Consider the following 16,104-nt stretch of genomic DNA (forward strand, 5'->3'; position numbering starts at 1 on the left):
GATAAAGATGATTTCCATCGTACCTCAGGAAATCTATAATTTTAATATTTTCTGACATTAGGAAGAAAATTATCCTTATTTGATATTTGCACTTTGCACTTTGTTCTTTAAAAAAATTGCTTCGCAATTTTTTTAAACCTTGAACCAACTACTTTACCAAATTAACTGCATCCTGTAGTGGAACCGCAGTCAAGACATACCATGCAGGTGCCGTTCCTTACCATTCGAGTGCTTGAACAAGTAGGACATACTGCACCATAAACTTTTTCACCATCTATTTTTTTTATTTTTGTTTCATTTACATTAGTTTTTATGGTGTTTAATTCAGGTGAAGAGTTGCCTAAAACTAAGCTGTCTTTATCGTAGTTTTCAGGTTTAACTTGACATCTTGAATAATCCCCCAATTCTATATCAATTACCTTGCTTATAAGGTCTGAAATTGAGGATACATATTTTATATAAGGATGCTTCTGAACAAATCCATAAGGCTCATACTTTTGTCCCCTGAGCATTCGTGATATATCCTGAGGCGGAACATGGTATTGCAGCATAACGGATATTGCTTTAGACAGGGAATTTAAAAGTCCCATTATTATGGTACCCTCTCTATCTGTAGTTATATATATTTCAGATATTTCTCCATTAGAATTTCTGTTTACTGTAGTGTATATTTTAACGTCATCTATTTGAGCAGGATGGGTAGTTCCTGTGCGAATTCCAATGATTTTATCTCGCTTTGAATATTTTATTCCTTTTTGTAATTCCTTCACTTTTGATAAAAGTTGGTTATATGTAAAATCTTCTATCTTTATATCATTGGAATCTGATAAAGTGGTATTTAAAGGCTGAGCGGCTTTAGAAGAATCCCTATAAAGGGTGATACCTTTAACACCTAATTTCCAGGAAGTCAGAACTACATCTTTAAAATCTTGTACTGAAGCAGTTTTAGGTAAATTTACAGTTTTAGATACAGAACCTGATATAAGAGGGGTCAAAGAAGCTACCATCTTTACATGTCCCATAGGATCAATATATCTTTCACCGCTGCCGCATTTATTTGAAGTATCAAATATACTTAGGTGTTCATCTTTTAAATGAGGTGCACCTTCTATTTTGCCATCCAGTATTTTTTCATAAGTATAGTCATTTTCAGATACATTTTCCTTTTCAAGTACATAAGATAGTATGTCTTCTATTTGTTCAGGGGTATAGCCTAGGTTTTTAAGAGCAATGGTTATTACGGGATTTATAATAGTCATAAATCCTCCTCCGGATAACTTCTTATAAACAATGTGACTGAAAAATGGTTCTATTGAAGTAGCTCCACAGTCCATGGCGAAGGATATGGTTCCTGTAGGTGCTATAACTGAAACTTGGGCATTTCTGTATCCAAATTTGATACCACTTTTAAGTGCATTTATCCAGCAATCTTTTAAAGTCTTTCCTATGTAAGAAAGTCCTTCCTTTTTTAGAACGCTGTGTTTTACTTTTAACGGAACATAATTTAGATCTTCAAATTCATTTGAAAAGTTATTCCCTAGAATTGCTTGGAGAGACTCTATATCTACAGAGGCTGCTCTGGCATGATTTCTTAAAACTTTCATCATATAGGGCTTATTTATTTCAAACTTTTTAAAGGCACCTATTTCTTTTGCCATAAGAGAAGATACGTAATAAGACTCACCTGTAAGTATTCCAACAAGTGATGCAGCTAAAGTTCTAGCTTCATCTGAATTGTAAGGATAACCCATAACCATAAATAACGAAGCTATATTTGATATACCAAGTCCTGTAGTTCTAAAAAGGTAAGTTTTTCTAGCTATATCTTCTGTAGGAAATTGTCCCCAGTGTATTGAAGATTCAAGAATAAGCTGAACAAGATCTATTATGTGCAAATATCCTTCTATGTCAAAAGTATTATTGGTTATATTGTAGAACTTGTATATATTTATAGAAGCAAGGTTACAGGAAGTATCATCCAAAAAAGCATATTCTCCGCAGGGGTTTGTAGAATTTATCCTGTTATAAGGAGCATTTAGTTTTCCATCTTCACCTGCAGGACAGGTATGCCAGGCGTTAAATGTAGTGCTGAATTGAGGTGCAGGATCAGCACATTTCCAGGCAGAATTGTTAAAGGCATCCCATATGTTTTTTACTTTTTCTACCTTATTAAGTTTTGAGTCAACCCTACCAATAAGTTCAATAGTATCATCCGGGTTTTCCCTTAATTTATTTACTTTGTTCATAAATTCATCGGAGAATCTTACTGAATTATTACTGTTTTGGCCAGATACAGTTTCGTAAGCTTCACCATCGATATCTGTATCATATCCCATTTTACCAAGAGCTCTTACTTTATCTTCTTCTTTGGATTTCCAGTTTATAAAGTCCATTATTTCGGGATGGTCTACATCAAGGCATACCATTTTTGCAGCTCTTCTTGTAGTACCACCAGATTTAATAGCTCCTGCATTTTTATCCAATGCTTTTAAAAAACTCATAAGTCCGGAAGAAGAACCTCCACCAGATAATTTTTCACCTTTTGCTCTTATAGTAGAAAAATTAGTGCCAGTTCCAGAACCTCCTTTAAATAATTTTGTCTCTGTGACAAATTGATTTGATATGGAATGTGATCCTAAAAGTTTATCTTCAATAGAAAGTATAAAGCAAGCAGAAGCCTGGGTTCTTGTATAATTATCTTTAGATTCTACTACTTTATTGAGGTTTTCATCGAAGTAGTAATTTCCCTGTTTAGCACCACATATATCATAAGATAGTTTAAGACCTGTATTAAACCATTGAGGAGAATTAGGAGCACACATCTGATTTAAAAGAGCATATGCACATTCATCATAAAAAATAGAAGACTCCTCTTCTGTTTTTATAAGTCCTTCATCTTTTAGTGATTCACACCAGAAATTTACCATCCTGTGAGTTACAGATTTCATACTATTTTCATAACCATTGTCTCCAGGAACTCCAGCTTTTCTAAAGTATTTAGAAGCTATTATATCGCAAGCATTTTGAGAATAATTTTCAGGGAATTCTAGATTCTTCATATCAACTAATACTTTTCCTGTTTTATGATCTTTTAAGAACACGTCAACTTTTTTCCATTTAAATAAATCATATACTGTTTTATTATTGTTTTGTTTAAGAGATTTTGTAAAGTATCTTTTAAACAAGTCTTTTACACAGTCCAATTGATCTACCTCCTAAAAATATTTAAGAATTTTATTTAAGCTAATAATAGAAAAATTATTTATTATGTATAGCTGCTTAAATAAAAAATACCATATATAGTGTAAATAAGATTGCATAAATACCATATATAGTGTATTTATATTATATGATATATTTTACAAAAACTCAATTCATGATATGTATTATATTTTAGCATATTTTTAAAATAATATAGTTTTTTTTCTTCATATGTTTTTATTTTGCAATTATAATGATTTATAATTTAAATATAGATTTTCAAAATATTAAATCCTTAAGGAGAGTAAATTATATGATAAGAAAATTTGAACATTACATACCAGATATAGATAAAAGCTGTTTTGTAGTAGATAATGCAGAAGTTATAGGGAAAGTTAAACTTTGTGAAGATGTAAACATATGGTTTGGGGCTGTGCTCAGAGGTGATGTAAGTAATATATATGTAGGAAAAGGAAGTAACATACAGGATAACTGCACTGTTCATACTGGTGAAAAAAGCCCAGCAGAGATAGGAGAATATGTTACTGTTGGTCATAATGCAGTGATACATGGAGCTAAAATTGGAGATAATTCTTTAATTGGTATGGGTTCTATAATTTTAGATAATGCGGAAATTGGCTCTGAGAGCATCATAGGAGCAGGAAGTTTGGTAACTAAAAATAAAAAAATACCTTCAGGGGTGTTATGCATGGGTTCACCTGCAAAGGTAATTAGGAGACTTACTTTGGAAGAAAAGAAGTCTCTTAGACGGTCAGCAGAAGACTACATTGAAAGGGCTAAAAATTATAGTGAATATTAGAAAACAATATATTAATCACATATTTATAAAGTTTGCATAAAAATAATATAGTAATAATATTTAGGGGAATTCATATGCCAATATTTAAACTGAATTCCAGAGGCACTCAGGTTATGAAAATACAAGCTGTGCTGAGGAAAATAGGATACAATTTAAATACCATAGATGGGATATATGGCAGAGAAACAGAGGAAGCAGTTAAAAATTTTGAAAAAAATAATGGATTAGTTCCTGATGGCATAATAGGTCCTAATACGTATAGGGCTTTACGAAATTTTATACTTGGTTATGATACGTATATCGTAAAGCCTGGGGATACATTGTATAATATAGCCCAAAAATATAGAACTCAAGTTTACAAAATAACAGTAGCTAATCCACAAGTACAGGCATTGGGGTTGATTCCGCGAACAATGCTTAAGGTACCTTATAATATAGACGTAGTTGATACAAATATAAATTACACTTATGATATATTGGAACAAGACTTAGTTGGGCTAGAAGCTAGATATCCTTTTATAATTATAGGAAATGCAGGACAAAGTGTGCTTGGAAGGAAGATTTACTATGTGAGACTTGGAGTGGGTCCTAATGAGGTATCTTATAATGGATCTCATCATAGTTTGGAATGGATTACTACCCCACTTTTAATGAAGTTTATAGAAAATTTTGCAAAAGCTTATGCAGAGGGCAGGAATATAAGAGGTTATAATCCAGCTGATATATGGAGGAGAAGTAGTATATATATAGTTCCAATGGTAAATCCAGATGGTGTAGATTTAGTTTTAAATGGATTACAGAGAAGTAATCCATTTTATAATGAACTTATAAGGTGGAATAAAGGAAAAACTGATTTTTCTAAGGATTGGCAAGCTAACAATAGAGGAGTAGATATTAATCATAACTATAATGCAGGGTGGGAGCTTTCAAAAGCTGCAGAGCCTAGTTATGGTGTATATGGTCCAGGGCCTACCAGGTATTCAGGGTCTTATCCTGAATCAGAACCTGAAACTAGGTCTATGGTAGCATTTACAAATAGTCATAATTTTAGACTAGTTTTGGCATATCACAGTCAGGGTGAGGTTATTTACTGGCAGTACAATGCACTTACACCTCCAGAATCAAGGAGGATAGGAGAATTGTTTGCCAGGGTAAGTGGATATAGATTAGAACAGACTTCAGGAATAACATCTTATTCAGGATATAAGGATTGGTTCATAAAAAGCCATGGCAGACCTGGATTTACTATAGAAGTTGGAAAAGGTACTAATCCACTTCCAATAACCCAATTTTCCAAAATATATAATGATAATGAAGAAATTCTTTTGCTAGCCTCAGTTATATAAATAAGTGCTTATTTATATATATCTACTAAAAGACCGCTTATATCGTCTATAGTAGCTGCTACGTTTAAGTTATCTTTTTGTTCACTCATGAGCATATTAGTTAGATCCTCTAATTTACTATCTATAGTATCTACAGTTATGAAATATTGAGTTTGCCAGAAGCTTATATCTTTTTTTATGCTATACATGTAACTTAAGACGGATTCAAGGTATTCTTTTATCATTTTTTTATAAGATCTTACATCTGAATAGCATTTTGTTATGGCAAGCCTGTTTCCTTTCTTTTTTATACTATCAAACATATTTTTAAGTTCTTGCTCTGACTTTTTCTCCATTTGGGAATTAAAACTCTGGGAAAAGTCTTTTTTAACAGATATATTTTTATTGCTTGAAGAAGGTTTAGAAGTTACTCCAATTCTAGAAATTTCCATAATAATCCTCCACATTTTTATTTATCTGAGATAGTGATACTATTAAATACTCAATTTCCGCACATATAAAATTTTTTTAATTAATAGTTAAGAATGAAGAATTAATAGTTAATGTGGATTTTTTTCCGTTACACTACAAAAAATCTTTGATTAAGCTTTTCACCACTCGTTTCGCTAAAGCGAAACATTGCTGATTTATATAAATTTAAAGATTTTTTGCGACAGCTAAAAATCATCCTTCACTATTAATTTTTCATTATTAATTCTTAACTTGTGAAAGTCGAGTTATATATTTATTATATATAATATTTTGTGAAAAATATAGTTAATTGTATTGAAAATTAAATTAAAATACATATTTTTTGATTTTAAAAATATATCAACATATATTATCCTGTAGAGTATTATTTTGTAACAACAATAATTATTTAATGTGTATAAGATTGCGGTGAATTCAAAAAATAGAATGAAAGGCAGGGGATTTTATGTGGTACAAAAAAAGTATTGAAGAAATAACAAAAGAATTGGGTACAGATGTAATAAATGGATTAACATCTGAGGAAGCTTCAATTAGAATAAAAAAATATGGAGAAAATAAGTTAATTGAAAAAAAGAAGAAATCAATTTTAAAGCTTTTACTTGAACAAGTAAATGATGTACTTATATATATATTGGTTGCAGCGGCAGTGGTTTCAGCGGCACTTGGTGAAATAAGTGATGCAATCATAATAATGGTTGTAGTTGTATTAAATGCAGTAATAGGCTTAATTCAAGAATCAAAAGCTGAAAAAGCATTGGATTCTCTAAAAAAACTTTCAGTACCTAAAGCATTGGTTAAAAGAAATGGAGAAGTTATAGAGATTTCTTCTGAAAATATAGTAGTAGGAGATATAATCATATTAGATGCGGGTAAGTACGTTCCTTGTGATTTAAGACTGGTTGAAACCGGAAATTTGAAAATAGAGGAATCTGCATTAACAGGAGAATCTGTGCCTTCTGATAAGTATGTAGAAGATATTTTAGAAGATCAGGATATAGCTCTTGGAGATCAAAAAAATATGGCATTTATGTCCACCCTAGCCACTTATGGAAGAGGTGTAGGTGTGGCTGTGGCAACTGGCATGAATACTGAAATAGGTAAAATAGCCAAAATGTTAGATAATGATGAAAAAAATTTAACTCCACTGCAGAGAAAATTAAGCCAGCTTGGCAAAATGCTTGGCTTTGTAGTTATTATTATATGCGTACTTATGTTTATAACATCATTGATTCAAAAGAGAGATTTATTTGAGATGTTTTTAACGTCTATAAGTTTAGCTGTGGCTGCTATTCCGGAAGGTCTGCCAGCTATGGTTACTATAGTGCTTGCAGTAGGAGTACAGAGGATGATAGGTAAAAATGCAATAATTAGGAAACTTCCAGCTATAGAAACACTCGGTTCTGTAAATATAATATGTTCAGATAAGACAGGGACTTTGACTCAGAATAAGATGACTGTTACAAAGTTTTATGCAGACAATATTTTAAATAACATTTCGGCTGTTGATTTAAAAAATAATATACATAAAGAACTTGTAGAAAACATGGTACTTTGTAATGATGCTACCTATTCGGAAAGTTCTAAGACTGGAGATCCTACTGAAATTGCACTTTTAGAAATGGGGGTTAAATTCAATATATTTAAATCTAATGAAAGCAAGGAACACAGTAGGGTAAATGAAATACCGTTTGATTCAGATAGAAAGCTTATGACTACTTTAAATAAATATGGGAATGAGTATCGTATAATTACGAAAGGTGCAGTAGATAACTTAATTAAAATTTGTGAACATATATATTTAAAGGGAGAGGTTGCCCCTTTTACAGAAGAATTAAAGTCAAATGTAATTAATGCTGCAAATTCTATGTCAAATGAAGCACTTAGGGTTTTGTCAGTTGCTTTTAAAGTTATAAATTCACCTAAAATTCAAATTGATTCAATGGAAAGTGAATTGACCTTTGTGGGTCTTGTGGGAATGATAGACCCTCCTAGAGAAAATGTAAAAAAATCTATAGATGAGTGTAAAAAATCTGGTATAGGGGTAGTTATGATAACCGGAGACCATAAAAATACGGCTTTTGCTATAGCAAAAGAACTTGGTATAGCAGATCATGAATCTCAGGCTATATTAGGAGCTGAATTTGATAAATTATCAGAAAAAGATATACATGATAGAATCGATAATTTAAAAGTTTTTGCAAGGGTGTCTCCAGAACATAAAGTAAATATAGTAAAGGCATTGAAGAAAAAAGGGAATATAGTATCTATGACAGGAGATGGTGTAAATGATGCACCTTCATTAAAAACTGCAGATATAGGTGTAGCTATGGGAATTACGGGAACAGATGTGGCAAAAGGTGCTGCAGATATGGTGCTTACAGATGATAACTTTTCAACTATAGTGGAAGCTGTAAAACAAGGAAGAAATATATATAATAATATAAGAAAATCTATAGTATTTCTTCTTGCATGTAATATAGGAGAAATAATAGCATTGTTTATGGCAATAGTTTTGGGGTGGCCTACAATTTTAAGACCAATTCATCTACTTTGGGTAAATCTTATAACGGATAGTCTTCCAGCGTTGGCTCTTGGAGTAGATCCTGATGATCCTGATATAATGAAAGAAAAACCTAGAGATCCACGTAAAGGATTATTTTCAGGCAAGAGTGGGATATTTTTGGGAGTGAATGGTGTTCTGATAGGAGTACTTACTTTAGCTGCTTTTTATATAGGAACTAAGCTGTATACTAATTCACTTATACACGCGCAGACTATGGCTTTTGTAGTGTTAAGTGTATCACAGCTATTTTATACTTTAAGTATTAGACATCATGAAAAATCTATGTTTGAGGTTGGAATTTTCAGTAATAAGTATTTAATAGGTGCAATAGTTGTCGGTATAATAATGCAAAGTATAGTTATTACAGTGCCATTCTTATCTTCAGTATTTAAAGTGTTTAAACTTACAATAAATGATTGGATATTTGTATTAGCACTTTCTTTGGTACCTCTTTTAGTGAATGAAATTATAAAGCTTGTTTATAGAAAATGTAAAGTTTCTAAGTAAAAAATCAACTTATACTCTGGATATTTCTTACAACCTTCAGCTCATTAAATATTTTGATAAGTCTAAGTAAAAAATTCTAAAAAAGCTAATAACTTTTGAAAACTCGTACCTCAAACAATTCAAAAGTTCTAAGTTTTTACGAATTTTTTACTAAGATTTATATACAAAATATTTAAAAGAGTTTCATTATTGTAAAAATATGCTTGCGTATAAGTTGATTTTTCGTTTATAAACCTTGTATATAGTGATTCTAATTGAAATTTTGACTTATACATAAAATATACTAACAAAATGGAAATCACACTTAAAAACTTTTTTTATAAGTCTTGGTGAGGTATTTTAGAAAATCTTAGAAGCTTATATATGTCTGAGGTACGAGTTTATATAAGCTTCTTTAGATTTTCAAAATACCGAGCTTTAGACTTATAAAAAGTTTTTAGTGTGATGGAATTTGTTAGTATATGGTTGGTATAAGTTAACTTTCTATTTAGAAGTTCCATATTATTTGTTGTTTTTAAGCTTTGTTCCGTTTTCGTCTTGTAGGATAAGGTGTCTTTTCATGAGTCCACCTAAAGCATTTTTAAAATAATTTTTACTTTCATGAAAGGTATTTCTTATATCTTCTGGAGAGCTTTTATCATTATATGGCATGAAACCATTATGATTTTCCAAATAATCTAATATACACTCTTCTAAGGATAATCTTTCATTTTTAGGTACGCTTCTAGGAGTGAGTCCTAGTTTGCCATCTTCGTATATTTTTTTTATTCTTAACTTAAGTTCATCCCCGGGATAAATATCCGTAAAATATTCATTATTCAATATAACCCCTCGGTAAAGATTGTCTACGGCAACCATAGCACTGTTATTGGTTTGAAATCCATAAATAGTCCCTTTTACTTCACTGCCAAGTGTGTACTTTTCATCTTTTTCATTGTTCTCAAGATCTAAGGTAAGCAGATATTTGTCTATGTCTGTAGTAGCTGCAATTCTATTGGTTTTATCTACATATAGATAAAATAAATAGTATTTTTCTGGAGTCAGCTTATATTTTTGTTCTGCTAAAGGTACAAGTACATCTCTTTCCAAGCCTATATCTACGAAACTCCCGAAACTAGTATTAGCTACAACTTTTAAATAGGCAAGTTCACCTATTTCTGCCTTAGGTTTTTTTAAAGTGGATATTATTCTGTCTTTTGAATCCTTATATATGAATGCATTGACTTCATCGCCAATGGAAAGGGTATCCTCAGTAATATCGCTTTTAGGAAGAAGTATATCATCTTTAGTTCTACCTGTTCCTGCATCTAAGTAGTATCCGAAATTTGCTTCCCTGGTTATTCTTAGTTTGTTAAATTTCCCTATTAGTATCAACTATATTTTCACTCCTCTGTAATGTTTAAAATACTTCTACTTCAAACATATTATATAATAATATCATAGTTACTGCCAGTTAAGTTAGTATTTAAAGTAGGATTTATAAGAAGAACTTTACCAAAATATATTTACATCCAACTGTAGTTGGCTTTTTTGAAATGGAGTATTGGATTTTCTCTAGAATATTTTCTCTCAAAATCTTCTTTTTTATTAATATTATTGAATTTGAATAATACATAATAATTACTTGTTAGTGTTATGTTAATTCTACGTTAAATATATTTAAGAAATGTAAACTTTCGACAATAAGATTTAAAAATATACTATAATTAATAAAGAATATTAGGTCGAAAATGGATTTAAATCTAAGTTAGGTAATTCTGTAAATTAATTAAATATTAAAAAGGAACATGCTAATTGTTTATTAATCTAAGTTTAATATAAAGGGGAGTGCATTATGATAATTAATTCTGAGAAAAGTTTTTTTCAAAAAATTAAGACGTTTGACAAAGTTATGATTGAAACTATTAAAACTAATAAGGACATATTTGAATTTGAAGACGAGCAGTATGCAATTTATTCAAATGGTGTATTTGTACAAACTCTGATTAATGACAGAATATTATATCGCATCTTTATTGATGAATGTAGAAATGATGCTTCTGTACACTATGATTTGTTTAAATGTTTACATAATTAGTATTTGTGTAACTTGCTTTTGATAAAATTTCTATGCAACTTTGAAGCAAAATTTAATATAAAAATAGGGTATTGTAACTTAATTTTATAACTAATTTTAAGTACAATGCCCTATTTTTCACTTGTTTTAATGTTAGTACACAAAAAGAATAAATAAATTCATATTAAACAAAAATAATCTACCTGTTAACATTTATTTTTAACTTCTGTACTACTGTAGATTTGATTTTAAATTTTGATCTAATACCTATCAGGTACTTGCTACCAGGAATGTAACTTATTGCACAACAAATAATAGGAGTTATTATTATAGTTACTAAAAGTTTTATTAATGGACTATATAGATAGTGAGTTGAAGGTATCTTTTCTGACCATTTTTGAATAACAATAATATGGAGCATATATGCTGGAAAAGAATATTTTCCTACAAATGATAGTAAAATACTAATTTTTTTGCTGACAGTATCTATGTATAGAGACAGCATATAGAAGAAAATTATTGCTGTAGTTACATATACTATATATAAAGCATGGTCAAATTTTATAAATGGCAGTGGATTACCTATAAAATCTTTTATATCATCATAATAAAAATATGATAAAAGTATAGTGTATCCACCAATAAGTGAATATTTGTATTTTTTTATCATAACTTTTAAATTTGTATAATTAAAAATCATATATGCTCCAACTACAAAATAAAAAATCCATAGTAGAGGTGTTATATTTATAAAACTTTGCTGCAATTTAGATGGGGTTCCAAATAATAATTTTCCAATTGTAGAAGTAACATAATTGTTGTTTTTCAGTATTAAGTAGTATAGTACAAAAGAAAATATAAAAAACGATTTTTTTATGAAAGTGCTTGTACTATTTAATTTCTTTATAAATAGAAAGATTAAGGGTATATATAGATATAATCTGATTATCATGCCCATATACCATAAATGGTAGGCAGAATTACCAGTAACTATTTGTCCTATAAAGTTGGTAAAACCATAAGTGCTGTGATTTAAAATTAAATCATTTATAAGGGAACAAAAAATATAAGGTAAAATTAAAAATTTTAATTTTTTGATATAGAAATTTAATACATCCATACGATCATAATATACATAAATGAGGCATATGGCAGTTAATGCTACAAACATAGGTACAGCAGTTTTACCTATTGAATAAATAAGCTTTGAAATAAGTCTATTTTCTAGAGAAATATCTTTTATAAAAGAATAACCGCCAAAAGTGTGTTGTATTACTACTAAAATAAAGGCGATTCCTCTCATTATGTCTAATTCTGCTAATCTATCTTTAGTCATATTTTCCTCCTCCTAAGTAAAAAATATCCTTGTACAGTTTACACTTATCTAAATGAAAAGGCAATTTCTTATGATTTAAGATTAAACTCATAAATAGCTTTAAATTTGCTTTACATCACTTATAATATAAAGTATATAATAAAAGTTAAAAGATTATTAGGGAGGAAAATATAATGTCATCAATGGATTTTGTAAGAGTATCTGCAGCATGTCCTTTAACAAATGTAGCAGATATAGAATTTAACTTAAATAATATAAAGCTTTGTATAGGTAGGGCTTTAGAACAAAAAGCAAAGCTTGTAGTCTTTCCGGAGCTTTGTATAACCTCATATACTTGTGCAGATCTTTTTGAACAGCAGCTACTTTTGGAGAAATCCGTAGAAGCTCTAAAAAATCTGTGTGATTACTCAAAAGACATAGACATACTAATAGCTGTAGGGGCACCTCTTACATATAATTGTTGTCTTTATAATTGTGCATACATAATATTTCGGGGCAGTATTCTAGGTATTGTTCCCAAAAGTTATATTCCAAATTATGAGGAGTTTTATGAAAAAAGATGGTTTACAGAGGGACTAAAGGTTATAGATGAAAAAGTTAACTTTTATTTTCAGGAAGATATTCCATTTGGAACAAACTTGATATTTACCTGTGGTAATTTTAAATTTGGAATTGAAATATGTGAAGATCTATGGACAGTAGTACCTCCAAGCAGTTATTTATGTCTTATGGGTGCAAATATTATAGGAAACCTCTCTGCATCTAATGAAGTTGTAAGTAAATCCACTTATAGGAGAAACTTAATATCATCTCAAAGTGCCAGATGCATGTGTTCTTATATATATTCATCTTGTGGAGTATTTGAATCTTCTACAGATTTAGTGTTTAGTGGGGATATGTGTATTTCTGAAAATGGAGCAATTCTAAAATCTGGTGAAAGGTTTAAAAGAGAAAATCAAGTTATTACTACAATTGTAGATTTAGGACGATTAGCTGGGCAGCGTTTAAGAAATGTAAGCTTTAGGGACAGCGTAAAGTTATTTTTGGAGAAACCTATAGAAGTGAAATTTCAATTTGAAACTATGGATTATGGAAAATTTGATAGAGCTGTTGACAAACATCCTTTTGTACCCTCAGGTAAAGATGAAAGGGAACTTAGATGTAGGGAAATATTTAATATACAAACTTCTGCCCTTGCTAAAAGGGTAAGTCATACTAATTTAAAAAGAGCGGTTATAGGTATATCGGGTGGACTTGATTCTACCTTGGCCTTGCTTGTTACAGTGAAAACCTTTGATATGTTAAAGATATCGAGAGACAATATAATAACTGTTACTATGCCAGGGTTTGGTACTACAGATAGAACTTATAATAATGCAGTAGATTTGTGTAAAAGTTTAGGAACGGAACTTAGAGAAATAAATATAGTAGATGCATGTCTCCAACATTTTAAAGATATATCCCATGACAGAGAAATACACGATGTAACTTATGAGAATGTTCAGGCAAGAGAGAGGACGCAGATTATAATGGACATAGCAAATAAGGAAGGGGGACTTGTAATTGGGACAGGTGATCTTTCTGAGCTTGCACTTGGATGGTGCACTTACAACGGCGATCATATGTCTATGTATAGTGTGAATTGTTCCATACCTAAAACGCTGGTAAGATATTTAGTAAGATATGTAGCAGATAAAGAGGTATCAAAAAATATATCGGATATTTTGATAGACATACTTGATACCCCAGTAAGTCCAGAACTTTTGCCTAAAGATAAAAATGGAAAGATAGTCCAGAAAACAGAAGACATAGTGGGTCCATATGAGCTTCATGACTTTTTCTTGTATTATTTTGTTAGACATAGTTATTCACCGGAAAAGATATTGTTTTTGGCAAAACAAGCTTTTAAAAATGATTATACTAATGATGTTATTTGTAAATGGCTAAAAGTATTTACAAAAAGATTTTTCACTCAACAATTCAAGAGATCTGCAATTCCAGATGGACCTAAGGTAGGTACTGTAAGTTTATCTCCTAGAGGAGATTGGAGAATGCCTTCAGATGCCAGCTTTAATTTATGGATGCAAAAATAAAATTTATATAAAATCAGATTTATTGATGAATAGATATAGTATACTATTTATAATATTAAAGATAGAAAAATTTTGATAGGGGGTTGGAATTTACATGTTTAATATTATTTTATGGACTGTAATTGGTTTAGTAGCCCTATTTGTAGACATGGTAACTAGTGCTTTCTTATTTGTATGGTTTACTATAGGAGCAATTGCTGCCATTGTAGCAGGAATGTTAAAATATTCCTTTATAGTTCAACTTATAGTGTTTTTAGTAGTTAGCATAGTGCTTACAGTTGTTTGTTATCCAATAGTTAAAAAAAATATTAAAAAATCTATAAAGCCTACTTTGCTTAGGGAAAAAACTTATGTGGGAAAAAAGATTACTATAGATAAGAAAATGGTAAAAAATAATGGAATAAAGGTTGATGGGGTGTACTGGAATATAAAGAACGAAGGATATACTATTAAGGATGGAGATACCGTAAAGATAATTGGAATGGAAGGAAATAAAGTTATTATAAAAAAGGAGATGTAAATATATGATAAGTAAAATTTTTATTTTGATTGTACTTGTAGTTATTATTGCAGTTATAGTTTCTTCTATGAAGGTAGTAAATACTGGTTATGTAACTATTATAGAGAGATTTGGACAATTTCATAGGGTATTGGAACCAGGATGGCATTTTCTAATTCCTTTTGCTGATTTTGCAAGAAGAAAAGTTTCAAATAAGCAGCAGATACTGGATATTGAACCTCAAAGTGTTATAACTAAAGACAATGTAAAGATATCTATTGACAATGTTATTTTTTATAAGATATTAAGTGCTAAGGATGCTGTGTATAATATAGAGGATTACAAAGCAGGTATAGTTTTTTCAACAATAACCAATATGAGAAATATTGTAGGAGATATGACTTTAGATGAAGTACTGTCGGGAAGGGATAAAATAAATGCAGAGCTTTTAAAAGTAGTAGATGATATAACAGATGCCTACGGCATAAAAATATTGTCTGTAGAAATTAAAAACATTATTCCACCGGCTGAGATTCAGCAAGCCATGGAAAAACAGATGAAGGCAGAACGTGATAAAAGGGCTGTTATACTTCAGGCAGAAGGTCAAAAACAGAGTGATATAGCAAGAGCCGAAGGTGAAAAGCAAGCCAAGATACTGCAAGCCGAAGCTGAAAAGGAAGCAAATATAAGAAGGGCTGAAGGATTGAGACAATCTCAAATGCTGGAGGCAGAAGGTAAAGCAAAGGCAATAGAATCTGTAGCAGAAGCACAGTCTAAGGCAATTCATCTTGTTAATAGGGCTATAATTGATTCAGGTACAGATGAAAAGGTAATAGCACTTAAACAAGTAGAAGCATTGAAAGAAATGGCTAAAAATCCGGCAAATAAATTGATATTGCCAAATGAGTCCATTTCTTCTCTTGGCAATATAGCAGCAATAGCAGATATGCTTCAGAAGAAGTAATTTTTATAAGAGTTACAGCTTAAAATTTGACCTATTCTCCGGATATTTTTACAACCTTCAGCTCGTTAAATATTTTGATAAGTCTAAGTAAAAAATTCTAGAAAAGCTAAGAACTTTTGAAAACTCGTACCTCAAACAATTCAAAAGTCCTAAGTTTTTACGAATTTTTTCTAAGACTTATTTGCAAAATATTTGAAAGAGCTTCATTATTGTAAGAATATCTCTGCGAATAGGTTCAAATTTAAGAT

The 16,104-nt window shown here is 30.4% G+C and carries 11 protein-coding genes; 7 read left to right on the forward strand and 4 right to left on the reverse strand.

Annotated features, from left to right (window positions below):
- Positions 1-161 precede the first annotated feature (161 nt).
- Positions 162-3,203, reverse strand: a complete 3,042-nt coding sequence (locus B5S50_RS14520) for a vitamin B12-dependent ribonucleotide reductase (protein ID WP_065078169.1) — start codon at positions 3,201-3,203, stop codon at positions 162-164.
- A 311-nt stretch (positions 3,204-3,514) separates the two neighbouring features.
- Between B5S50_RS14520 and B5S50_RS14525 the strand changes: the two genes are divergently transcribed.
- Together B5S50_RS14525 and B5S50_RS14530 are read left to right on the forward strand one after the other, a co-directional pair.
- Positions 3,515-4,021, forward strand: coding sequence for a gamma carbonic anhydrase family protein (locus B5S50_RS14525; RefSeq protein ID WP_065078170.1), 507 nt, complete (start codon positions 3,515-3,517; stop codon positions 4,019-4,021).
- A 74-nt stretch (positions 4,022-4,095) separates the two neighbouring features.
- Positions 4,096-5,367, forward strand: a complete 1,272-nt coding sequence (locus B5S50_RS14530; RefSeq protein WP_065078171.1) for a M14 family metallopeptidase — start codon at positions 4,096-4,098, stop codon at positions 5,365-5,367.
- 8 nt (positions 5,368-5,375) lie between these two features.
- Here the strand turns inward: B5S50_RS14530 and B5S50_RS14535 are convergent, their stop codons facing one another.
- Positions 5,376-5,798 carry a YaaR family protein gene (locus B5S50_RS14535; RefSeq protein WP_065078172.1) on the reverse strand — a complete coding sequence of 141 codons (423 nt, stop codon included), beginning with the start codon at positions 5,796-5,798 and terminating at the stop codon, positions 5,376-5,378.
- A 485-nt stretch (positions 5,799-6,283) separates the two neighbouring features.
- Between B5S50_RS14535 and B5S50_RS14540 the strand changes: the two genes are divergently transcribed.
- The gene (locus B5S50_RS14540) at positions 6,284-8,908 is read left to right on the forward strand and encodes a calcium-translocating P-type ATPase, PMCA-type (RefSeq protein ID WP_217302182.1); all 2,625 of its coding nucleotides are present in this window, start codon (positions 6,284-6,286) and stop codon (positions 8,906-8,908) included.
- Between the two features lie 501 nt (positions 8,909-9,409).
- Here the strand turns inward: B5S50_RS14540 and B5S50_RS14545 are convergent.
- Positions 9,410-10,282, reverse strand: a complete 873-nt coding sequence (locus B5S50_RS14545; protein WP_065078174.1) for a S1 RNA-binding domain-containing protein — start codon at positions 10,280-10,282, stop codon at positions 9,410-9,412.
- A 460-nt stretch (positions 10,283-10,742) separates the two neighbouring features.
- Between B5S50_RS14545 and B5S50_RS14550 the strand changes: the two genes are divergently transcribed.
- Complete coding sequence (locus tag B5S50_RS14550) at positions 10,743-10,985, forward strand: hypothetical protein (protein ID WP_065078175.1); 243 nt, start codon at positions 10,743-10,745, stop codon at positions 10,983-10,985.
- Between the two features lie 178 nt (positions 10,986-11,163).
- Here the strand turns inward: B5S50_RS14550 and B5S50_RS14555 are convergent, their stop codons facing one another.
- Entirely contained in the window at positions 11,164-12,300 is a 1,137-nt protein-coding gene (locus tag B5S50_RS14555) for an acyltransferase (protein ID WP_217302183.1), read from the reverse strand.
- 173 nt (positions 12,301-12,473) lie between these two features.
- Between B5S50_RS14555 and B5S50_RS14560 the strand changes: the two genes are divergently transcribed.
- From B5S50_RS14560 to B5S50_RS14570, 3 genes are all read left to right on the forward strand, one after another.
- Positions 12,474-14,393, forward strand: a complete 1,920-nt coding sequence (locus tag B5S50_RS14560) for an NAD(+) synthase (protein WP_065078177.1) — start codon at positions 12,474-12,476, stop codon at positions 14,391-14,393.
- A gap of 94 nt (positions 14,394-14,487) precedes the next feature.
- Positions 14,488-14,913, forward strand: coding sequence for an NfeD family protein (locus B5S50_RS14565; protein ID WP_065078178.1), 426 nt, complete (start codon positions 14,488-14,490; stop codon positions 14,911-14,913).
- Positions 14,914-14,917: 4 nt separating this feature from the next.
- The gene (locus B5S50_RS14570; protein ID WP_065078179.1) at positions 14,918-15,856 is read left to right on the forward strand and encodes an SPFH domain-containing protein; all 939 of its coding nucleotides are present in this window, start codon (positions 14,918-14,920) and stop codon (positions 15,854-15,856) included.
- Positions 15,857-16,104 lie beyond the last annotated feature (248 nt).

Origin of the sequence: Clostridium sp. 001 (assembly GCF_019056555.1) — a bacterium.
GTDB classification, from domain to species: domain Bacteria; phylum Bacillota; class Clostridia; order Clostridiales; family Clostridiaceae; genus Clostridium_B; species Clostridium_B ragsdalei.

Excerpts from the sequence above, each read along its gene's own strand:
- B5S50_RS14525 (WP_065078170.1), top strand. The coding sequence starts at position 3,515 with ATGATAAGAAAATTTGAACATTACATACCAGATATAGATAAAAGCTGT.
- B5S50_RS14530 (WP_065078171.1), top strand. The coding sequence starts at position 4,096 with ATGCCAATATTTAAACTGAATTCCAGAGGCACTCAGGTTATGAAAATA.
- B5S50_RS14535 (WP_065078172.1), bottom strand. The coding sequence starts at position 5,798 with ATGGAAATTTCTAGAATTGGAGTAACTTCTAAACCTTCTTCAAGCAAT.
- B5S50_RS14540 (WP_217302182.1), top strand. The coding sequence starts at position 6,284 with ATGTGGTACAAAAAAAGTATTGAAGAAATAACAAAAGAATTGGGTACA.
- B5S50_RS14550 (WP_065078175.1), top strand. The coding sequence starts at position 10,743 with ATGATAATTAATTCTGAGAAAAGTTTTTTTCAAAAAATTAAGACGTTT.
- B5S50_RS14555 (WP_217302183.1), bottom strand. The coding sequence starts at position 12,300 with ATGACTAAAGATAGATTAGCAGAATTAGACATAATGAGAGGAATCGCC.
- B5S50_RS14560 (WP_065078177.1), top strand. The coding sequence starts at position 12,474 with ATGTCATCAATGGATTTTGTAAGAGTATCTGCAGCATGTCCTTTAACA.
- B5S50_RS14565 (WP_065078178.1), top strand. The coding sequence starts at position 14,488 with ATGTTTAATATTATTTTATGGACTGTAATTGGTTTAGTAGCCCTATTT.
- B5S50_RS14570 (WP_065078179.1), top strand. The coding sequence starts at position 14,918 with ATGATAAGTAAAATTTTTATTTTGATTGTACTTGTAGTTATTATTGCA.